The 22,919-nt window shown below is 40.2% G+C and carries 19 protein-coding genes; 12 read left to right on the plus strand and 7 right to left on the minus strand.

All coding sequences use genetic code 11. From position 1 onward, the window contains the following. Positions 1-170: 170 nt before the first annotated feature. Together VK159_RS17820 and VK159_RS17825 are read left to right on the plus strand one after the other, a co-directional pair. Entirely contained in the window at positions 171-1,571 is a 1,401-nt protein-coding gene (locus VK159_RS17820) for an ammonium transporter (RefSeq protein ID WP_324231520.1), read from the plus strand. A gap of 119 nt (positions 1,572-1,690) precedes the next feature. Continuing rightward, positions 1,691-2,746, plus strand: coding sequence for a porin (locus VK159_RS17825; protein ID WP_324231521.1), 1,056 nt, complete (start codon positions 1,691-1,693; stop codon positions 2,744-2,746). 253 nt (positions 2,747-2,999) lie between these two features. Here the strand turns inward: VK159_RS17825 and VK159_RS17830 are convergent, their stop codons facing one another. The 7 genes from VK159_RS17830 to VK159_RS17860 all read right to left on the minus strand — a co-directional run bounded on the left by VK159_RS17830 (position 3,000) and on the right by VK159_RS17860 (position 11,161). After that, positions 3,000-4,049 (minus strand): agmatine deiminase family protein, encoded by a 1,050-nt coding sequence (locus VK159_RS17830; RefSeq protein WP_324231522.1) that lies wholly within the window; start codon positions 4,047-4,049, stop codon positions 3,000-3,002. 68 nt (positions 4,050-4,117) lie between these two features. Next, positions 4,118-4,993: a carbon-nitrogen hydrolase gene (locus VK159_RS17835; RefSeq protein ID WP_324231523.1), complete on the minus strand. Its 876-nt coding sequence runs from the start codon at positions 4,991-4,993 to the stop codon at positions 4,118-4,120. A 196-nt stretch (positions 4,994-5,189) separates the two neighbouring features. Beyond that, the gene (gene gltS / locus VK159_RS17840; protein ID WP_324231524.1) at positions 5,190-6,422 is read right to left on the minus strand and encodes a sodium/glutamate symporter; all 1,233 of its coding nucleotides are present in this window, start codon (positions 6,420-6,422) and stop codon (positions 5,190-5,192) included. Positions 6,423-6,646: 224 nt separating this feature from the next. After that, positions 6,647-7,171 (minus strand): hypothetical protein, encoded by a 525-nt coding sequence (locus tag VK159_RS17845; protein ID WP_324231525.1) that lies wholly within the window; start codon positions 7,169-7,171, stop codon positions 6,647-6,649. 232 nt (positions 7,172-7,403) lie between these two features. Beyond that, on the minus strand, positions 7,404-9,944 hold the full coding sequence (locus VK159_RS17850; RefSeq protein WP_324231526.1) for a phosphoenolpyruvate carboxylase: 2,541 nt from the start codon (positions 9,942-9,944) through the stop codon (positions 7,404-7,406). 165 nt (positions 9,945-10,109) lie between these two features. Continuing rightward, positions 10,110-10,397, minus strand: a complete 288-nt coding sequence (locus tag VK159_RS17855; protein WP_324231527.1) for a hypothetical protein — start codon at positions 10,395-10,397, stop codon at positions 10,110-10,112. Between the two features lie 284 nt (positions 10,398-10,681). Continuing rightward, a complete protein-coding gene (locus VK159_RS17860) occupies positions 10,682-11,161 on the minus strand; it encodes a GIN domain-containing protein (protein ID WP_324231528.1) in 480 nt (159 codons plus the stop codon). Between the two features lie 254 nt (positions 11,162-11,415). On the opposite strand from VK159_RS17860, the gene VK159_RS17865 reads away from it, so the two are divergent. The 10 genes from VK159_RS17865 to VK159_RS17910 all read left to right on the plus strand — a co-directional run bounded on the left by VK159_RS17865 (position 11,416) and on the right by VK159_RS17910 (position 22,808). Then, complete coding sequence (locus VK159_RS17865) at positions 11,416-14,484, plus strand: ligand-binding sensor domain-containing protein (RefSeq protein WP_324231529.1); 3,069 nt, start codon at positions 11,416-11,418, stop codon at positions 14,482-14,484. A 5-nt stretch (positions 14,485-14,489) separates the two neighbouring features. Next, positions 14,490-15,599 carry an acyltransferase gene (locus VK159_RS17870; RefSeq protein ID WP_324231530.1) on the plus strand — a complete coding sequence of 370 codons (1,110 nt, stop codon included), beginning with the start codon at positions 14,490-14,492 and terminating at the stop codon, positions 15,597-15,599. A 69-nt stretch (positions 15,600-15,668) separates the two neighbouring features. Continuing rightward, positions 15,669-16,301: a response regulator transcription factor gene (locus VK159_RS17875; protein WP_324231531.1), complete on the plus strand. Its 633-nt coding sequence runs from the start codon at positions 15,669-15,671 to the stop codon at positions 16,299-16,301. A gap of 179 nt (positions 16,302-16,480) precedes the next feature. Further along, positions 16,481-17,935, plus strand: a complete 1,455-nt coding sequence (locus VK159_RS17880) for a hypothetical protein (RefSeq protein WP_324231532.1) — start codon at positions 16,481-16,483, stop codon at positions 17,933-17,935. 6 nt (positions 17,936-17,941) lie between these two features. After that, positions 17,942-18,529 carry a GNAT family protein gene (locus VK159_RS17885; RefSeq protein WP_324231533.1) on the plus strand — a complete coding sequence of 196 codons (588 nt, stop codon included), beginning with the start codon at positions 17,942-17,944 and terminating at the stop codon, positions 18,527-18,529. 280 nt (positions 18,530-18,809) lie between these two features. Further along, a complete protein-coding gene (locus tag VK159_RS17890; protein ID WP_324231534.1) occupies positions 18,810-19,388 on the plus strand; it encodes a Crp/Fnr family transcriptional regulator in 579 nt (192 codons plus the stop codon). Between the two features lie 81 nt (positions 19,389-19,469). Further along, positions 19,470-20,063 carry a DinB family protein gene (locus VK159_RS17895; protein ID WP_324231535.1) on the plus strand — a complete coding sequence of 198 codons (594 nt, stop codon included), beginning with the start codon at positions 19,470-19,472 and terminating at the stop codon, positions 20,061-20,063. Positions 20,064-20,179: 116 nt separating this feature from the next. Continuing rightward, on the plus strand, positions 20,180-20,773 hold the full coding sequence (locus VK159_RS17900; RefSeq protein ID WP_324231536.1) for a hypothetical protein: 594 nt from the start codon (positions 20,180-20,182) through the stop codon (positions 20,771-20,773). Between the two features lie 31 nt (positions 20,774-20,804). After that, on the plus strand, positions 20,805-22,004 hold the full coding sequence (locus VK159_RS17905; RefSeq protein WP_324231537.1) for a serine hydrolase domain-containing protein: 1,200 nt from the start codon (positions 20,805-20,807) through the stop codon (positions 22,002-22,004). A gap of 33 nt (positions 22,005-22,037) precedes the next feature. After that, entirely contained in the window at positions 22,038-22,808 is a 771-nt protein-coding gene (locus VK159_RS17910; protein ID WP_324231538.1) for a hypothetical protein, read from the plus strand. Positions 22,809-22,919 lie beyond the last annotated feature (111 nt).

A 22,919-nucleotide genomic window follows, 5' to 3' on the forward strand; every position in this document is an offset into this window, starting at 1 on the left:
ATTGTTGAAAAACAAAAACTTGCACCTGTTTTTTTATTGCCATTCAGTAGATATTATAAAATATAAAATGTGAAAAAAACTAACCGTTGCTATTGTTTTTTATATGTAGTTTAGTTTTATAATAATTAATTAAATAATTAATTAATATCTAAACCAAAAATCGATCGACCATGATTAAAAAAGTAACCCCCCGGCAAATTGCCCCCTTCCTTATTCTGGCGGCAGTAGCCATCGCAGCGCTCTTTATTCCGGCTGCTTCAGCATTTGAAGACAAAGAAGGTGTTTACAATGGGGCAGATATTGCCTGGATCATTGTAGCAACTGCTTTAGTATTCTTAATGACCCCAGGTCTTGCCTTCTTTTACGGCGGGATGGTACACCGTAAGAACGTGATCTCTACCATGATCAAAAGTGTGGTAGCAGCAGGCGTTGTAGGTGTTCTTTGGGTAGTAGTTGGGTTCAGTCTTGCATTTGGCCAGTCACAAGGCGGCTTTATCGGCGACCCAACCACATTCCTTTTCTTTAAAGACGTAGTATCAGGTGCTCCCTGGAGTTTGGCTCCAAGCATTCCGCTTGCATTGTTTGCTTTATTCCAAATGATGTTTGCGATCATCACCCCGGGTCTGGTAGTGGGTGCGGTTGCTGAACGTATCCGTTTCACTTCTTACATCCTGTTCACAGTATTGTTCTGTTTGCTCGTGTATGCACCATTGGCGCATTGGAGCTGGCATCCTGATGGATTCTTATTCAAATGGGGTGTTCTTGATTTTGCGGGTGGTACAGTAGTACACATTTCAGCAGGTTGTGCTGCCCTTGCAGGTGCATTGGTATTAAAGCGTAGAAAAGTACACATTGAAAATAAAGAGATCCCACCGGCAAACGTTCCTTACGTTTTGATCGGTACAGGGCTTTTATGGTTTGGATGGTTTGGCTTTAATGCAGGTTCTGCATTAGGTGCAAACGGTCTTGCAGTTTCAGCATTCGCTACAACTAACACAGCAGCAGCAGCAGCAGGTTTAAGCTGGATGTTCTTTGATGTTGTGCGTGGTAAAAAGCCTTCTGTTCTCGGTTTCTGTATTGGCGCCGTAGTCGGTCTTGTAGCTATTACACCGGCAGCTGGTTTTGTTGCAGTTCCTCAAAGTATCTTCATTGGCGCAGTAGCAGCCATCATTTCTAATATTGCTGTTTATTACAAACAAAAATCAAGTCTTGATGATACACTCGACGTATTCCCTTGCCATGGTATTGGTGGTATGGTGGGTATGATCATGACAGGTTTGTTTGCAACAAAAACAGTGAATGCTGCCGGTAACGACGGTTTATTCTATGGCAATCCTGAATTCTTCTTCACACAGTTGAAGGCGTTAGGTATTGTTGTGGCATTCAGCTTTACCGCTTCATTCCTCATCTTCAAATTCATCAACTTCATTCTTCCAATGCGTGTAACTGAAGAAGAAGAAGAACTTGGTCTCGATGCAACACAGCATAACGAGAAGTACTTACAAGGAACTTTGTTGGTATCCAAGAATGGTGCAATGAAAGAAGAAGAAGTAGCAAATACTGCTGAGTAAGCTATATTCTCTGCCCGAAAAGTATAACAATCACAAACTAAAAAAGGTACAGCATAATGATGCATTGTTGACGCAATACATCTGCTGTACCCTTATTAACACTTAAAAGCAATACTACAATGTTAAGAAAAATTTCTGCATTAGCTATCGTATGTTCGTCATTATTTCTAACTGCAAAGGCCCAGGATTCAACAACAGGCACGCTTAAGATTACCGGTTCAGTAGATGGTTACTACCGTTACAATTTTAATAACGCAAAAGATGTACCCTCAATCAATAATTTCACCAGCTTCACCAACTCACACAATTCATTTGAGCTGGGTATGGCTTCAGTAAAGTTTGATTATACAAAAGGAAAAATCGGGGCAGTTGCCGATCTTGGTTTTGGTACACGTGCTGCTGAATTTTCTTACAACGAAACAGGCGTTCTGGCTGCAGTTAAACAAGCTTATGTAACATATGCTCCTTCTGATAAAGTGAAATTCACAATGGGTAAATGGGCTACTCACATGGGTTACGAGTTACTCGATCCACAGCTCAACCGTAACTACAGCATGAGTCATTTGTTCTCTTATGGTCCATTCTCTCATACTGGTTTGAAAGTTGATTTCTCCTTAGGTGGCGGCTTTGGTTTAATGGTGGGTGTTGCAAACCCAACTGATTATATCTCTGCTCCATTTGCAAAAAAGAATGTAATTGCACAAGTGAGCAAAACATCTGACATTGTAAGTGCATACCTCAATTATGTTGGTGGAAAAGATCTGGGAGATAACAACGTTAACCAGATTGGTTTAACTGTATTGGCACCTGTTACCAGTAAGTTTGGGCTTGGCCTTGATGCTGCTTACAAAACAGTTGACCCTTCAGCAGCTGGCCCTAATGTATCATGGTGGGGCACTGCATTGTATGTTAATATCGACCCTACAGATAAATTTGGTATTACACTCAGAGGAGAACATTTTTCTGACAAGGATGATGTTACCGGATACCTCAGTGGTTCTCCGGTAACTGCAGGTACAGTTTCATTCAATATCAAACCAGTGCCGGGTCTCATGATCGTTCCTGAATTCAGATTAGATGCTGCAAAAGATCCTATCTATTTCAAGAACAGCGACGTATTACCATCACAAAAAAGTACGGGCTCATTTATTTTAGCTGCCGTAGTAAGTTTTTAAGGGAGGATCTAAAGTTATTTAGTTTCCTTTTTTATATATGGCAGGCCCGCTCTTTCTATAGTGGGCAATCGATTAACCTCTCGTATTTACGGGAGGTTTTTCGTTTTTGAGAGATTTCTTTCTCACTGATTTCTCAGATGTTCACAGATTTTTTTCTGTGCAAATCAGTGTAATCTGTGAGCCAATTTTATATAAATAGAAAAGGAAACAACGCCTGAACATTGTTTCCTTCTAATGTATTTTAAATGAATGATTATACAGCCGGCTCCTGTTGGCTTAAACAATGGAAACTTCCCAACCCCCAGATGATCTCTGTTGAATCAATACCAACCACTTCACGTTCAGGAAAACATTGCTGAATGATCTGTAACGCTTTCTCATCTTTTGCGGAACGGAAGGTTGGAACAATCACGTGCTTGTTCGAAATATAAAAATTTGCATAAGAGCAGGGAAGGCGTTGATCGTCATATACCAACTCATCGGGCATGGGCAGCTCAACAATATTCAATTGTTTGCCATTAAGCAAACGCATTTGCTGCAACTGTTTTAAATTGTGCTGAAGAAGATCATAGTTCTCATCGGCTTTGTTTTCTTCGATCACTGTTAGCACGGTGTCTGCATTTACAAAACGAACCGTGTCATCAATATGTCCATCGGTATCATCGCCTACAATTCCTTCATCGATCCACAGTATTTGTTCAACACCATAATAGTTGATAAGATATTCCTCGATCTGTTGTTGGTTCAAATTCGGATTACGATTCGGGTTTAACAAACAAGCTGTTGATGTCATCAACGTGCCTTTGCCATTAAACTCAACAGAACCACCTTCCATGACGATGCCTGGATTGAACACAGGGATATTATAATGCTTACCAATTAATGTTGGTACCACATCATCCAGATCGAACGGAGGATATTTTCCACCCCATGCATTATAGCCCCAATCAACAATTACTTTTTTCTGCTCTGCATTTGGATTGATGAGAAATGCCGGTCCGTGATCTCTGCACCATGCATCGTTGGTGGGGTGAAAAAAGAATTCAACTTTACTCAGATCAACTTCTGCTGTTTGCAAATGACCCAATGCAAAATTTTTCATCGCTTCATCAGCAACGTTTATACGCACCTGCTCACTTAACGCCAGTGTTTTGATGAACTGTGCGTAATAGGGGAAGATGGTATGAATTTTTCCGGGCCAGCTTGCTTCTTTATGCGGCCAGCTTAACCATGTGGCTTCATGTTTTGCAAATTCTGCCGGGAAAGAATATCCGAGTTCTTTGGGAGTAAGTTTTGAGGTCATGGTTCATTGTTAATAGTTCATGGTTGATGGTTGATTCTATGCACTATGAACCATCAACTATGAACAGTTTAATCTTCATCAATATACCGTTTCGTAATAGGCTGATACGAATCAATTCTTCTGTCACGTAAAAACGGCCAATGCGTTCTGTACTGATCTGTTTTTTTCAGATCCAGTTCCTGCACATACACCTCTTCTTCGGTATGTGTTGCTTTGTACAACAGCGTACCAAACGGATTACTTACAAACGAGCCTCCCCAGAATTGCATCGCACCATTTTGTTCTAAGCCAACACGATTCACACTCACCACATGAATGCCGTTTGCAACTGCATGACTTCGTTGCATCGTTTGCCATGCATTGTATTGTTCTGTGTTCGTTGCTTCATCTTGTGAAGTTGCCCAGCCAATTGCTGTTGGATAAAATAATATTTCTGCTCCCATCAATGCAGTGATACGTGCTGCTTCAGGATACCATTGATCCCAACAGATGAGTACACCAATGTTGGCGAATTTTGTTTTGAAGATTTTATAGCCGAGATCACCTGGTGTGAAATAGAATTTCTCATAATACGCAGGATCATCAGGGATATGCATTTTGCGATACTTGCCGAGGTAAGTGCCATCAGCATCCAACACCGCTGTGGTGTTGTGATACAATCCTTGCGTACGTTTTTCGAATAGTGAAGCAATGATCACCACACCGAGTTCTTTCGCCACAGCACACAATGCTTCTGTCGACGGACCGGGAATGGCTTCGGCCAGCAGGAAATTATCATAGTTCTCCTCATCGCAGAAATAAAGCGATGTAAACAGCTCCTGCAAACAAACGATCTGTGCGCCTTTAGCCGCCGCCTCTCTTGTTTTGGCAATTGCCTTTTGCAGGTTCTCTTCTTTATTGGCTGTGCAGCTCATTTGCACCAACCCTACTTGTACTTTACTCATAGTGCTTTTTTAAGACGGGCAAAAATACAGAAATAGTTGGGAGGGAGGGAAGGGAATTAGGAATCAGGTGATTGGAATTAGGGGAAACGCTGAAACTTATATTCTTGCTTTTCGAATGGTAGTTAATAAATCTTCTGAAGCGTAACTTTCATCCGGATCGTACAGATAGTTTTATTATTGCCAGAGCTCAATTCCTTTATTTCAAAAAATTGGCAAACACAGTTATAACAAGTGCATTGATATAATCAATAAAAAAAGCACCCACCAAAGGAACCACAAGAAATGCTTTTGGCGCAACACCATGTTTATCTACAATTGTTTTCATCACCGCCATTGCATTGGCAACAGTTCCCAACATAAATCCAATAAATCCACTTGACATTACAGCCGATTCATAGTTCTTTCCCATCACTACAAAGGTGATAGTGAGTGCAAATAAAATAACAACGATCACCTGTGCAATGAGTATTCCTGAAAGTGGTAATGCCAAATGAAACAATTCCCATAACCGCAGATCCATTAACGCAACGGTGAGAAAAATATTCAATGCAATGCCACCGGCAAAGTCAATGGTTTTCTGATCCAGTACTGTCCATTCTTTTTGATCGTTGATGTTTCTGAATACTGCACCCACGATCATGGCACCGATATATGCAGGAAGTGTGATGCCGGTTTTTGCAATAAGAAAACTTACTGCACTTCCCAGGCCCATGATGATACCGATATTTACCAGGCTGATGGTGAAACCTGAATTTTCATGTGTAATATCAACACCAAGCAGCTCATCTTTTTCAGTAGTTAAGCTTTTCCTTTTCATATGATTCTTCTTCGCATCTTTCTCTAAGTTGAATTTATTGATCAGGAATGTGGCTGCTGGCCCACCAAGTAATCCTCCGAAAACAATGCCGAATGTGGCAGAAGTAATGGCAATTGTTTCAGCACCTTTTAATCCCATTTCTTCAAACAAAGGAGAGAATGCCAAACCGGTTGCAGGTCCGCCAACCAATGTTACAGAGCCGGCCATTACGCCAAACAATTTCGGTACACCAAATAACGTTGCAACGCCTATGCCCACCAGATTCTGAATCACGCAGAAGGCAGATGCAATTAACAGAAACAGCATCACCTGTTTTCCTCCTTTTTTCAATAATCCAAAACTTGCATTTGTTCCGATGGAAGTAAAGAACAGCATCATACACAATGATTGCATGGATGTATTCACCTGTATATTCAGGAACCTGTCGTGTGCAATGAGATTGAAAGCAGCAAAAACCAATCCGCCTAAAACGGCGGATGGAATATTGAGTCGTTCAAAAACAGGTATTTTCTTTTTGAGCAGCATGCCTGTTAAGAAAATAAGACCGGCGATAGCCAATGTTTGAATGAGATCGAGGGTGATTTGTGGAACTTGCGTGTCTGTTGAAGGCATAAAGGCTTTATGTTCTTGAGTGGAAAACAAGTTACTTCAAGAAAACAAGAACAGGTAATCCTTTTTTGATTTGCAGTTTTGTCTTTGTGCCGTCAGGTACAACAGGTCGGTAGATAAAATCAGGAAGTGTTTTTTCGTGCCGTAGGTACGATTGATTAAGTATTGATGCTAATAAATGAAGAGAGTTTAATGGCACAAGCATACACTTGCGCCTGTGCGAGATATTATTCAGTTAGTATACTTCTGATTTTTTTAATGTTTTTTCTGTCTTTAATAATTGTTACAGGTTGACTTGTGCCACTTGGTCTGCTGTTAACTAAATATAAGTTTCCGTCTTTTATGATTGTAATTCGTTCTCCCCAAGAAAATCCAGTCAGTTTAGTCAATACTTCAATGAAACCTAATTTTTCATCAATGTAAATGTCGTTTATTCGAAAATTATTCTCTAGAGCTGTTTTCAAATTGTCTATTTCAAGGTTTTTTTTATTTTCAATTATTTCAAATGTGATATTCTCATTCAGCCGTTTTAAAGTAAAGTAGGCAAATAAAAGTCCAAATGAAATTGGAATAATAGAAATTAATAATTGTTGAATTTCTAGATTATGTTTGAAATATCCAAATGCAATAGAAAAACCAATATAAATAAACCCGAAAGGAAATATGAAAATGAAGTAGTTCAGATAGTCATCAAATGTTCGTTTTGTTTTTTTTGTCTGCTTAATTTCTTCTACGAAAGTTTTGTCTGGCATTTGTCTGTCTTAACAATGTTAAATTTCTTTGACTAATTGTATGCTTGTTAGCTATTCACGCCTTAGCACTAATAAGCTAATATACACAACTCATATTGAAATGTTAGTTTTCTACTCTCTGATTTTCCTCACTTACATTATGCTTTTTAGTTCGGTGTTTCACAATGCTCAAAGCAAAAAAATCCGTGTACAACCTGTACACGGATTTTCAATATCTCAAAACTTAAATCCCTTATGCCGAATTCCTCGCCGCATTAATAATTCCAAATGAACTGCGGATGATGAGTTTTTCGTAGGCTGCTTTATGTGGCGATTGTTGTCCACGTTCATTCATCTCCCTGCATTTGGCAATTGCATATTGCTGAATGGTGATGAGTGGCATTACAATACGTTCACGCATTTGAATGGACAATTGTTCAACCGGGTAATCTTCCATCAGCTCAGTATTGCCGCTCAGCAGTAATACATATTTTTTCGTGAGTTCATATTCGTTATAGATCTTCTGCCATATCTCTCCATACACCGGATGATCACGCAGGTATTCTGTTAACGGGAAGAAACATTTCTTCATTGCCATTTCACAGTTGTCCATGAGTGTTTTAATGAAGAGCGAATTTTGATACAGCTGTTTGAACTCTGCAAAACGTCCCTGATCGTCTAATGCTTTTAATGCAGTACCCACACCATAGTAACCCGTTACGTTTTGTTTGATCTGGCTCCACGCACCAACATATGGAATGGCACGGAGGTCTTTCAATTCAAGACGTGAAGAGCCGCCACGTTTTGCAGGTCGACTGGCAATATTGGTTTCGCTGTAATATTTCAACGGACTCACATCAACCAGGTATTGCATAAAGTAAGGATGCTGTTTCAATTCAACATAAGCATCAAAACTTTTCTTTGCCACTTCAACTATCAAAGCTTCTTCTTCTTTCTGCAATGCTTTTGTTGAAGAGAACAGATCATTACTGATGCCTGCATTGAGCAGTTGCTCAATATTGAACTGTGCCGAATCGTGTGTACCAAAGTTTGAACTTACAGTTTGTCCCTGTACAGTCAACTGGATTTCTTTGTTTGAAATTTGTTTACCCATTGATGCGTAGAAGCGATGGGTTTTACCACCACCACGTGCAGGAGGGCCACCACGTCCGTCAAAGAACACAACATTGTATCCATACTCGCTTGAAATACGGGTGAGTTCTTCTTTCGCTTTGAAGATGCCCCAGTTGGCCATGAGATAACCGCCATCTTTTGTGCCATCACTAAAACCAAGCATGATGGTTTGCTGTTTCCTGCGTTGCTGTAAGTGATCTTTATACACTTCGTTCTCATACAACTCTTTCATTACTTTGGGAGCCTGTTGCAGATCTTCCACGGTTTCAAACAGAGGCACAATATCAATCGGCAATACTTCTTTGCTCCATCCACTCAACAGTAACAGTTGAAATACTTCCATTACATTTTCAGCACTGGTACATTGGCTGATGATGTAACGGTTACAACCATCTTCGCCATTTGCCTGCTGAATGGTGCGGATGTTTTTCATTACATCCAATGTTTCTTTCACCAATTCATCGGTGGCTTTATTTTCCTGGTTGGTTTTGTAAGCCGGCAAATAAGGAAAAGTAACACTGCTGTCTTTTGCTGCAATGTTTGCCAATACCTGTTTGTGTACGGAACTATCCTGGCGAATATCCAATGAAGCAAAGTGCAAACCGAATAACTGCACACGGTTAATGAGTTGCTCAACTGATTGTTGAAACAAACCATTGTGCTGGTGAATGAGAATACTTCTGATCTCAAACAGCGTTGCCAGTATTTCATCTTTGCTTAAGCTGGTTGTATGACCGGGGATAAAAATGTTATCATACAATTTCTTTTCAAGCCCGGCAAGCAACACATCAACTCCTGTAAACGTAAGCCTGCGTTTTAAACGACGTACTTCCAGATAATAACATTTAATGATGGAGCCACGTAACAACGCTGCTACTTTCAAGGTAATATCTGTTACTACAAACGGGTTGCCATCTCTGTCGCCACCGGGCCAGAAACCCATACGGATCAATGGCTGGTTAAAATCAATCCCTAACTGTAATTGATTTTTGATAGATGTATAAATTTTTCCGGCAGCTACATAAAATACATTCTCTAAATACCAGATCAAACTTACCGCTTCATCGTAGGGGGTAGGGCGTTGTTTTTTTAAGAAAGGCGTTTTACCCAGCTGTTGTAAATATGTATTGATGAGTCCTGCATTATTATCAGCCAACGCTTTCGACAGATCATGAATAATACCCAACACAGAGCCCGGATAAAATTGGGTAGGGTGTGCCGTTAGTACCAAACGGATGCAATAATCGTTCAGCTTTTGTTCCAGTTCTTTTTCTTTGTGCTTTATCTGCACTTCATTAAAAAGCTGTTTCAATGAACCTGAACCCTGCATATCGTTCACTTCACGAAACGAAGCATCTTCCAATGCATCAAACAACACGATCTGGCGCTCGGCATATTGCACAAAGCGAAAGAGCAGATCGATCTGTTCCTGTTCTTTTTGATACACGGTGTGTCGGGTAAAGAAATCTTCAAGTATTTCAACCGGGCTGAGTTTTTTCTTATACCCATCTTCACTGTTGTTGAGTAGTAAAGACAATAAAATACCCGTCCGCTCAATACGATGAAACGGAAGCGATGTAAACAAACTGTTGTAGAGTTGAAATCTGATCCCTACGAGGTTCTTAAACTGTTGCAGCCGTGCTGCATGTGAAAATGACATAGTAATCCTGTTTTAAGGCAGGCAATCGTGGAGCGAAAGATAAAAAGAATTGAAGGGTTGAAAAAATTTGTTTACGCAAACGATAAAGCCGCCTTACGGGGCGGCTGTGTCTTTCAAGATCAGACTGAAGAATTATAGGTGTGACTAATAACGAAGAAGTGTTTTTTAAAGGCCGTTTACGATTAATAAGGGTTCATGGTTAAACAAATGTTTGTCATTGGTTACCTGCAATAAGCAGGATTGTGTTTTATGCTTGCTATTGTTTGTTTTTATTTTTACTCCAGGCAAATGAACGGTAGTAAACTGAAACAGGTCTTGCTTTACTGTTTTTGCAAACACCATTGCTTTTGCATGAAGGGTTGTGTTGTCCCTTTTTACCAGTTGCATATACTCCGGGTTTTTTACCAGGAACCAGGCCGCCAGTACTGTTACCATCAATATACCTTTTTTCATGTGATTCTTTTTTATTTGACTTTGGCCACATGTTATTCGCCATAAAAATTAAACTCGCAGGTTGCTATAAATTGCTCGTTAATTTTTATGTCTCATCTCATGTTGTTTGTGATCAATCAATCACAGAACAAATATATATAGCGTATAAGCCTGCACAATAGCATAAATATGTGAACAGCATTTATTGTTGAGTGAACTGTAGTAAACCATGAATAAACCGGTTTATGCTAATAACAAAAAACCATCTGCATGGGCAGATGGTTTTCATTTGATGATACAGGAGATTATTGTCTGTTGTATGAAGTGTGCCATTTTTTGATCTGCAGATCAATATCCTGATCTGCTTCAAAAGCAATATCGCCTAGATTGTTAATCTCTACTTTTGCTTCGCCTGCAACTGTTACCTGCAAATTTTTTGATGCAATAACGCCGTTGCTGCGTACATAAGATTTTCCGTTGATAACGAGCTTGAGCAGGTTCTGTACTGGTACATAAACAGTAACCTTGTTTTTGAGTGAACCTTTTTTGCTGACAAGGCGCACACGACCATTTTTCTGATCAAGCAATACTGCTTTGCTGTCTTTCTCTTCACCTGTGATGCGGAGTTTTTTATCGGTACTTTGTGTAAGAACAACGTTAATGTCGTCGTTCACTTCAATACTGTAAACAGAAGCGGTCAAATCCATTTCTCTTGTAATGTTTTCTGCTTTTGCAACAGTGGCCATTGTAAGTACACTGATGAACAGGATAAATAATTGTTTCATGATAATAAGGTTTTTGGCTTTACAGCCATTTTGATGATTAGTTTAACGATACAAAGATGCATCTCCGGAAAGGCGAAAACAATCGCATAAACATGTTGTGGAGGCGAAGTGGGATTGTAGTGTGTCGGCTGAAAGCATTACTGTAACTGTATTTTAAAACGGTTACAGCCATGCCATCACATAATCATGTGGTTTTATTACCGGGGTTGCAGAATATTGAAACGGTTGTTTACATTTGAAGAAGTAACAACCGCATGAGAGTAATTGTATCCTTTGTTTTTTTCCTGTTAGCTGTGCTTCCGCTTTCGGCACAACGTTTTTCTTATGCATTCAACCGGATAAGTACCGATGATGGTATTGGTCTGCAATCAAATGTCATCTTCAGTATTTACCAGGATAAAAAAGGATATATCTGGGTGGGCGGCAGTAATGGTGTGCAGCGGTTTGATGGTGCTAAGTTTGTTACATTCAGTCCCGATGGTACAAAAGGCGATCCCTTACCCACAGTTACAGTAAACCAGATATTACCGGCCGATAGTAACAGCATGTGGCTGGCAGCTTATTCAGTTAAGGAGTTCGGTATTTTCAATCCCTCTACTTACAGTTATCGTAAAGTGCCCATCAAAACATCCTCAACAATGCCGCCACGTTCCGAGTTCAGAATGTGGCAGGATGCTTATGGCGAAACGTATATTAGTATTCATCATTACGGAAAAATATTACGGTACGATAAAACGGTGAATGCTTTTACGGAGAATACGCCACTCAATAATTTACCAAAGAAATGGAAATCTACCTTCAATACATTTCATGATAAACTGAAAAAACAATATTGGATCGTTTGTGACAGCGGGTTGGCGGTGTACGATGAAGCAAGCAAGCAAATGTGGAACAGGAATTTTAATACGGCAAACATTGCTTTACTGAACAATGAGAATGTGCAATCAAATGTTTCTGAAATTTATATTGATCAGCAACGAAGGCACTGGGTGTTTAACTGGGGCGGTTCGCAACAGTTTCATTGTTTTGATGCTTCGGGTAAGTACCCTTTGAATGATACTGCAGGACTTGCAGGAGTTAATACCTCTTACGCCGAACTAAGAAATTTTTACCAGACAAAGAGCGGTATTTTATGGATCTATGGTTTGGGCAATCTCTATAGTCTTGATAACAGAAGCGATGCGATCAATAAAAGCTTTGAACTTCACCGCACACAGTACCTCGATAATTACGGCATCCGTTATGGTGTAGTGAACCAGCTCTATGAAGATATGGATGGAGTGATATGGATTGCTACAGATCAGGGGTTGTATTATACCTCAGCATTCTCCACAGATATCGCCAATGTTTATTTATCCAATTTGCCCGGTTATTACAGCGTAACTGATCTGATGGAATTGAAGAATGGTGATTATTGGTTGAGCACCTGGGGTAAAGGCATCATTACACTCACTAAAAATTTCAAACCATATCCCTCGCCGCTTTATAAAGCTATGCCTTCAATGGATGCTGGTACTGCCAATGGTTATCGTTTAACCTGGAGCATGTGTCAGCAAAAGGCAACAGGAAAAATATTTATTGGTTGCCAGAGCGGCCAGCTAATGATCTACGATCCTGCAACAGGTAAAACGGAGTATCAGCGCCCGGAAATTTTTGATAATCGTACGGTACGTTATATTGTGGAAGACAATCAAAATAGATTGTGGTTTGGTACACAGGCCGGCCGCATTATTAAATATGATGGAACGGATTATAAACTTGTGCTTGATCTTGGGCAAGGTGCCATCATTTATAAAATTTTAATTGACAAGCAAGGCTGGGCATGGGTAGCAACACATGATAAAGGAGTATATGCCATCAATACTATTACAGATAAAGTTGAACAACATTATACTTCAGACGAAGGCGATGGGCAGTTATTCGCTAACACCTGCACTGATCTTGAACAGTTGAACGATAGTATCATTTATGCATCAACCGAAGCGCTCAATATCATCAATAAAAAAACAGGTGAAGTACAGCAGGTTACATGGCGTGAAGGATTGCCTTCAAACTCCATTAAACGTTTAAGGCTCGATAGAAATGGGTATCTCTGGATCATCACACATAAAGGCCTGTCACGCTACGATCATAAACGAAAACGCTTTACAAGTTATGGCAGCAAGGATGGTATTTTAATGGGAGAGATCACTGATAAAGCTGATTATATCTGCAGCGAAGGTTATGTGATGTTTACCGGAGTAAACAGTTTATTGTTTTTTAAACCGGAAGTGTTTCGCAGGAGTAGCCCGCCGCCTGATGTAACGTTAACTGATTTTTTATTGGGCAATCAATACCAGTTACTCGATTCATTACAACGTTTACCTGAGGTAAGGCTGATGCCTGATCAGAATAATTTCACCATCAGCTTTGCCTGTCTTGATTTTAAGAACAGGGAAAAGTTTATTTACTATTATAAAATGGAAGGCCTGCACGATGACTGGATAAGGGCCGATCGTTTATCTGTTCCGTTTACAGCATTGGCACCGGGCCATTACATTTTTAAAGTAAAAGCTGAGAGTCTTGATGGAATGGAATCGAAAAACATCAGCAGCCTGCACGTTTATATTAAACCTCCTTTCTGGCGAACATATTGGTTTATTTCAACACTGTTGTTAGTTGTGGCATTGGTGGCTTACAGTATGCACAGGCTTCGTCTTAACCGTTTGATTGCAGTTGAGAAGATCCGTAATCGTGTAGCACGTGACTTGCACGATGATATGGGCAGCACACTCAGTACCATCAACATCCTTAGCTCAATGGCCAAAGCAAAGTTGAATTCGGATGCAAGGAAGACGGGTGAGTACATCAATAAGATCAGCGATAACAGTCAGCGTATGATGGAAGCAATGGATGATATTGTGTGGGCTATTAAACCTGCAAATGATACCATGCAGAAAGTAGTGGCACGCATGCGTGAGTTTGCAACTAATGTATTTGAAGCAAAGGAAATTGATCTTGAGTTTAAAGCAAGCGAGGAAGTAAATGAGGCAAAGATCGATATGGAGGGACGGAGGGATTTTTTCCTCATCTTTAAAGAAGCTGTGAATAATGCAGCCAAATATTCAAAGTGCAGCAAAGCAATTGTGCATGTGTTTGTTGAGAACAGGAAACTTATTTTACTGGTAAAAGATAATGGTGTTGGCTTTGATGTAAAAGTTGCTGATGGAGGAAATGGCCTGGGCAATATGCAAAAGCGTACCGATGCGCTGCATGGAAAGCTTCAACTTACGTCAACAGAAGGAGAGGGAACTGAAGTGCGATTAACAGTACCACTTAATTAACTGCAATGACCCGTTCACTCAGTCAGAAATTCAGATTCTTTACATTTGTATGTATAGCATTGCTGGCGTATGTGCATGGGTATAACTTAAATGAGACGTATCTCGCCCCGTACAGTACAGTTGAAGAGCCGCTCACCTTCACTACATTTTTCGAATACTTTGTTGCAAATGGGTTACTGCGTTTTCGCATTCCCATGCTGTTTATGATCTCCGGTTATTTATATGCCACGTACGATCATCGGCCGTATAAACAACAGGTAAAGAACAGGTTTCGCACACTGATCATTCCATATTTTATCTGGAGTGTATTTGGATTACTGTTCACATTTCTGTTGCAGCAGTTTCCATATACAGCAAATGTGGTGGCAGCATCTGCACTTGATCAGCTGGGCGATAACCGTCCATATACTTCCATTGGCTGGGCCGGAATGCTTGAGCGTTTAATCTTCAGGCCCATCGCTTACCAGTTGTGGTTTATTCTAACATTGTTTTTCTTCAACCTGTTTTATCCTGCCATTCGTTGGCTGGTGATAAAACTGCCTTATATCTGGTTGCCATTTACATTCATTCTGTTTTTTATTACCGTCGTCAATCTTCCATTTATTGATTTCAGGGGATTGTTTTTCTTTTCAGTAGGTGTCTGGATCCAGAAACGGAATTTCTCCATTGAAGCAGAACCGAAGTGGTTCAGTCTTGGTTTGGCGCTGATACTTTTTATTGGGTTATCTGTTGTAAAAACATTCATGGCGTTTGAGCTGGAACCCAATGTGTGGTCGTCATGGATTCCGCTCATTATCATTTACCAGGCATCGGTACTTGCAGGTATCATGGCCATGTGGTTTGGAGCTGATAAAGTGATCAAATGGTTTACGCAGAAAGAGTGGTTTAACTATGCCAGCGGTTTTTCGTTTTTTATATTTGGTATGCATGTACCGTTGCTGCCTTATGTAATGAAATGGGCTTTAATGAATACTTCAATGATTACTTATTACCGGTTGCTTTGTTACCTGCTGGTGCCATTCATTACACTTTGTTTTTGTATTTGGGCAGGGAGTGTGTTACGCAGGTTTGTACCGAAAGTATATGCAGTGATGACAGGCGGACGAGGGTTCTGATGAACAAGCACATGTTTATGTGATTGGTAGTGCCGGCGTTAATATTAAATTTGTATAAACAATAACAACATGATAAAAGTAATGCTGTATGAAGATAATCCGCAGCTGCGTGAAGGTCTTACAATGTTGATTGACGGGAGTGATGGATTTACAGTATTGGCTTCCTATAAAAATTGCGATAACGTAACCGATGAAGTGGATGCCTGGAAACCTGATGTGATCCTGATGGATATTGATATGCCCGGCACCAATGGCATTGAAGGATTGAAAAAGATAAGAGCCCGTAATGCCGATGTGAAAATATTAATGCTCACTGTTTTTGATGATAACAAGAATGTGTTTGAAGCTATACGAAACGGTGCCAATGGTTATGTGCTGAAAAAAACACCTCCCGCCAAATTACTTGAATATATTGAGGAAGCAGCAAGCGGTGGTGCACCAATGACGGCATCCATTGCAACGCAGGTTTTGAAAATGTTTTCGCAGGTGAACACTTCGCAAAACGATGATTACAATTTAAGTGATCGGGAAAAACAGGTACTGCAATTACTGGTTGATGGATATAGCTACAAAATGATCGCTTCCGAAATGTTTATTTCCATTGATACTGTTCGAAGTCATATCAAAAAGATCTACGAGAAGCTCCACGTCAATTCTAAAAGCGAGGCCGTAGCAAAAGCGTTTAAAGACAAGCTGCTGTAATTGTTTTTCTTTCAGTATTTATCATCAATTGTATGTGATCTGTTTTACAGTTCATCCCATTTTTTTTATTTGTTTGAATGGAGGCCGGGCTGAAATATACAGTTCATCCATCTCTTTCATCAATAGCCTGCACAGCAGGCTATTTTTGCATCCACTTTATCATCAATCAAACCTTTGTCATGCAATTGGTCAGATCATTTCTTGTTTCAGCAGCACTTGTATGTTGCTGCACAATAACCGCACAGGATAGTTCATCACAAATAAGAAACCGCCTCCTGCTCGATTTTCCTGTGCTTGAATTTCCGCACATGAATTATGCAGCAGGGATGTCGTTCAACAAACGCCTGCAGTTGCCTTCGGGTGGTACTGTACGTCCAACCTTCGGCGATTTTATACGTGGGTATGAAAGTCCTTCCATGCAGCAGGCGCTTGCTGTTACAAAAAATCTGCATGCCACAAATTATTATTTCAATAACCGGTTATGGAACAAATGGATTAAACCTGTCAATCCGAAAAAGAAATTTCTGAACCGGCTTGCTGCCAATGCAACAGCCGGTGTAATTGATTATGTGTTGGCGTATCACCTCATGGTGTTTGGTCCGGTTTGGCTGCACGAAGAGTTTCACAGGAATGGTGTTACCCATCAATGTGCCGCCAGCTTTGATGAAACCTATTATCGTTTTGGCGGTGGTATTCCAAGTGGTTCAGTATCGCATGTGCTGGATGAAGACATGGTGCGGTTTAAAAACACTTCACCACAAAATATGGTGCGGAGTTTTGCTGCAGGTATTGAGGCGCAATATCAATTGGTAAGAGCTTTGCAGAAAGATAATTTTTTCCATCGCACCAATCAGCCCAATGTTGCCATGAATATTCTTGTCACCAACCAGGCAATTGGTTATGTAAATCAGTTCAAGCAAAAAGATTACGATGCCAGTATCGACTCGATGAATAAATATGGAGTAACAGTTATGGATCGTGATTTTGTGGGATGGGATTTTACAGCATGGGTATACGATTTGCATCGCATCAATGAACCGTACAGCAACCGTGGCACACATCCAAACGGAACGGGGATCAACAGAGCCATCAAACGAAGTCAGCTTACAGCCGAAGAAGATCAGTATTTAAGTAAGATGGGGCGGATGCAGTATCTGAATTTCATTTCACCTTCTATGGTAGGTATTCATCGCATCAAATTGAATGAGCAAACGGCGTTTAACTTTTCAGTTCGTCACATATTGAATTCGTTTGGGTATGACCTTGGTCTTGATGTGTTTCTCGAAACAAAGGGAACGCAGTGGCTGGTAGGATTGCATGGCTACAGAAACAAAGAAAAACTTTGGCCGGGTATTGAAGTAGAAAATTCTTCGATCAAACTACGTGCTGGCAGCAAGCAAATACCATTGCAGGCAAGAGGAATGCTATGGCTGCAACCTAAAGACCAATTGTTTACATCCACTAAAGCCGAGCCCGGAGGTCTCTTGCAACTGCGTGCTTATTATCCAACCGGAAAGTCACTGAAGCTATATGCCGAAGCAGAAGCAAAAACAAATGGATGGGTGGCTGCAAATCCTTATCTCGATCCGAATGTAACGGTGCGGATGGGTTTAATGGTTGATCTCAACAAATAATCACACATGTTCTGTTCTATTATAGAACAGGATTTTTTATTTTGCCTGAAAGAAATTCACATGTTTCCTGTTCTTACCACAGAACGTTTAGTATTAAGAAAGGTTGAACAAACGGATGCAGCCGCTGTATTAAAAGGCTACGGCGATCCGTTGGTGAATCAGCACATGTCGGTTGTCTATAATTCATTGGAAGAAGTGCAGGTTCAACTCGATTGGTACAATGAAATTTATAACACGGGAGAGGGAATCTGGTGGGCATTTTGCAAAAAAGAAAACCCGGCTGTGGTAATTGGAAATGGCGGATTGCATCAGTACAAACAGGAGCATAAATGTGTTGAGCTTGGTTATTGGATATTGCCGGAAGAACAAGGCCATGGCTATGCGTCAGAAGCCATCCGCTCCATTTGTGCGTATGCATTTACTACAATGGATGTGCACCGGATCGAAGCCATTGTTGAAGGCGAAAACAATGCAAGTATGCAATTGCTTACAAAGCTTGGCTTTGCGCATGAAGGTGCTCGCAAAGAATGCGAACTGAAAAACGGGCGCTATATTGATCTCCATTATTTTGCTTTGCTCAATCCGGCGCATTAAATGCCGATATATGTGATGTTTCCTCACATCATTTCACGCTGTAAATTCCACAATTCACACAGTTATGCGATTGATTCACGGGGTACTGCAATCTATCTTCACATTAGTTTCGTTTATATCATTATTAAAATCATTTTTTATGAACGACTTAATGTGGGCTCATATCTATGTTGTTCCAACAGGTACAGGTTATGGTTACCTGCTGATCAACTGCACAGGTAATCCCGAAAATAACTGATGAGTTTTTTGTAATAGCAGCCATTGCTTTATCTTTAGCTGGATGGAAATTGAATTGCTGAAACAATTTGTTCAACAGATCTATCCACTTCCTGTAGCGGAGCTGGAACGTTTTACATCAGGCTGGCAACCGTTAACGGTTAAGCGGAAAACGATTCTTACTGCCGCCGGCGAAACAGAACGTCATCTTTATTTTGTACTGGAGGGATTGCAACGTGCCTTCTACATAGGTGATGGTAACAAAGAAGCCACCATCGTATTTACTTATCCTCCTTCTTTCAGCGGAGTGGCTGATAGCTTTCTTACGCAAACACCGTCTTTATATTTTCTTGAAACATTAACAGCCAGTCGCTTCCTGCGTATTTCGTATGATGCAGTTGACCAGATGGCAAAGTCTTCTCCGCATATTCAGCAATTATTATTCAAGGCTACTGCCTATGCATTAAAAGGTGCATTGCAACGGCATATCGAATTGCAGTGTTTTACCAATGAAGAAAAATTCAGGACACTGTTGCAACGTAGTCCGCATATCCTCAACCTTGTACCACACAAATACATTGCTTCTTACCTCGGCATGGATGCTACTAATTTCAGCAAGCTGCTGGGCTCCGTTAAACTCTGAATTTTTTCTGTTTCAGAAATCTTGGTTTTTACCAACAATGATGTTGTTACCTCAGTTGAAATTTGTATAAAATTCAGAACAATGAAACAGATCAACAGCAATACCTTACTTGAACTTTTACAAAGCGATGTTCGTGAAATACTATTGCAATGCACTGCTTTGCAAAATACAAATGCAGCATTGCTGACGCAACAACCTCAACCAGGTAAGTGGAGTGTGGCCCAGGTGCTGGAACATTTAAACATCTATGCCCGTTACTATATCACAGCAATAGAAGCAAAACTTCATCTCAATCAATCAGGGCCTAATCAAAACTTTACACCCGGCTGGCTTGGTAATTATTTTACCAACCTGATGAAGCCAACAGAGGGAAAGACACTTAAAAGTAAAATGAAAGCACCTGCCAACGCTGTTCCTTCTGCTCAGCCTGATGCCGTGGCAATGTTGAATGAGTTCATCAATCATCAACATCATTTGCTCAACCTCTTGCAGATTGCACGTACGGCTAACCTTGACTACAACCGTATTCCTATTTCACTTACCAAGCTCATTAAATTAAAACTGGGCGACACTTTCCGTTTTTTTATTGCACATGAGCAACGACATTTCCTGCAAATCGAAAACAGCTTGAAGCAGGTTGAGCAAAACCGTTCATCTGTTTTAACAGCTGCCTGAGTTAAACCTTTTCATCAAAGAGATGTGATTGAAAGATCGCATCTCTTATTATCACATTGATATGTGGTTGTGTGAGTGTTTTTTATTTGGAAGCTTTGCAGCAAATAAACCTTATCATGAAACTTAACCTTATCATCATTCTTTCTTTTCTTTTCACGATCGGGGCATATAAACTTTCTGCCCAGCAACGGGCAAAGCCGCTTGGGTACGAGATAGCAGCAGGAGTGCAAACTTATTATGCCCCCTTTCTGAAAGCAGAATTAAAAGGTATGCAGCCGGTTGTTATGGCTGGCGTGCATCAGCCATTAAACGTAAAGAACAGTATTGGACTAACATTAAGGTTGGGCTATAACCGGCACATGCAGCAAGGTGATGCATTGTTTACACAACTGTTATTTAACTACACACCTCTTATTGCAAAAAAAATTGAATTGGGAATTGGAGCCGGTGCAGGCTACCAATTTTCATTTTATCCATCAAAACCTTTGAAGTGGAACGGTACAGAATGGGTTGAAGGAAAAGCTTCAAAAGCAGTTATACAGGTACCGGCACTGTTAAGTATTGGCTATCGTGGAATTGAAACAGCCAAAGGCAGATTTACTCCTTATGTTTCTTATCAGCTGAATGCATTATTCAACTACACACCTGATCTTACACCATTGCCTTCTTCTTTCTTTCTGCTGGGCGTAAAATATTCAGTAAAAAAATAATTCACCTACTCAACTTATTAATTGAATGATCATGAAACATATTTCGATCGTTGTGGCCGTAGCCTGTTTATTTCTTTTAGCTTCCTGCAGGCAGGATGTATATAGCACCGCTGTTACTCCCATTGCAGGCTCATTGCCGGAGAATGAGAATCACCCAATGAAAGACAGTCTCGATTTTATTTTGAATAAACATATTGCCAAAGGTGTACCTGGTGCCCAGGTAATGGTGAAGAATGCCGATGGCTGGTATATTACAAACGGTGGTTATGCAAAAGTTGAAACAAAAACCGCTATGTCGGATAATATGGCTGCATGGGTTTACAGTATTTCAAAAACCTACCTGGCAACTGTTGCATTGCGGTTAAAAGAGAAAGGCATATTGAATCTTGATGCACCTATAGCTGATTTTATTTCACCGGATATACTAAAGCATATTGCAAACGGTGATAAGATCACTGTTCGTCAGTTGATGAATCATAGCAGTGGGTTACGGAATCATACAGTAGAACCATCTTTTCAGTTGTTTCAACTAAACAATCCATTTACAGTATTGAGTCTTGAAGAAAAAATAAAGTTCATTTATGATAAACCCGCCTTGTTTGAACCGGGAACAGATTTTTTCTATAGTAACAGTGGTTATACACTGTTACAATGGGTTGTAGAAAAAGCAAGCAACAAATCCTATGCACAGGTTTTGCAGGAAGAAATTCTGCAACCTTTAAATCTTACTAAGACCTACTATCATATCACTGATACAAAAATGCTAGAGCTTGGTTTTCCTAACTACTATTTTGAGCGTTACAATAATGGTCAGCTCGAAAATGCAACCCAATGGAATAACACCATTGCAAAAGGGTTGGAAGGTTATGGAGGTATTGCAGCTAATGGAACGGATGTGATCCGTTTTATGGACGCACTCATAAACGGCAATATCATTAGTGCAGCTTCCTTACAGGAAATGCGTACATGGGTGCAGGGAAAAGAAAGTACAGAACCTGACTATGGCTTAGGTCTTGAGTATTTTGGAAGTTACAATAAAACTGTACCAACAATAACTTACGGACACGAAGGCGATGGAATAGGAGGTACAACACAGGTTTTATATGTCCCGGCAAATGATACCTATATTTTCATTACGATCAATGCCGGCCGACAGTTGTTTGGTGAATATCTATTTCGCACCAGCGATCTTAAAATAGATCTGTGCCGTTATGTAGCAACCTATCGTTAACGAAATTTATTCTTAACCTGTAAACGAAATCTTATGCGTTACACCTTCATCAGCTTTGGGATTATTTTATTGTTACTTGTTTCCTGTAATAAACCGGCAAATCAGCCGCAGCGAATATCAAAACTGTTAACAAAAATTTCCTCATCACCTACTGATTTTCGTTCGTATACCTATGATGCAAATAAACTTTTGACGAACCATACGATACAGTTCATAAATGGCAATGGCACATCCGTTATGTCAGTTAATTATTCTTATGTTAACGGCATGATCAATACTGCAGGAAGCCAGGGAGGTTCTGTTTTTTACGAAGCGGAAGGCAATCAGGTGAAAGTTGTACGGAGTTTCAGACCAATGGGGAGCGAAATTTCGGTTATAAACTATAGTTATAACAGCAAGGGACAATTGATCGAGTGGAGAGAAAAGTTTAATCAGCCGGATATCGATCAGCCAAAGGAATCGAAGCAGATTTTTGAATATTATGCTGATGGAAATGTAAAGCGGATGATGTATTATTTAAAAATGACCAACGACGGACCTTTTGTATTAAACGGAAGTACAGTATATGATCAATACGACCAGTTTAAAAATCCTGAGATACCTTTTCCTGGAACAGTTTATCTGCCATCCATTGTATTTCAAAAGAACAATTTCGGTCGTATGAGACATTATGCAGCTAACGGTGAGCTGTATCAAACAAGCACGTTTGAATATACCTATGATGCAGATGGTTATCCTTCAACAAAACTTTACAGAGACGACAGAAGTACCATTCCCATAGTATTTACCTATCAGTACCAATAATTCAATTACCATTTTCAGTAGCGGTTGGTTTAAGAAGGGGATCTTGTAAAAGATCCCTTTTCACATATTCATGTGGTTGCCTCTGTATATATTCACGAGTACATTTAACAT

The organism is Lacibacter sp. (assembly GCF_035299325.1).
GTDB lineage: Bacteria > Bacteroidota > Bacteroidia > Chitinophagales > Chitinophagaceae > Lacibacter.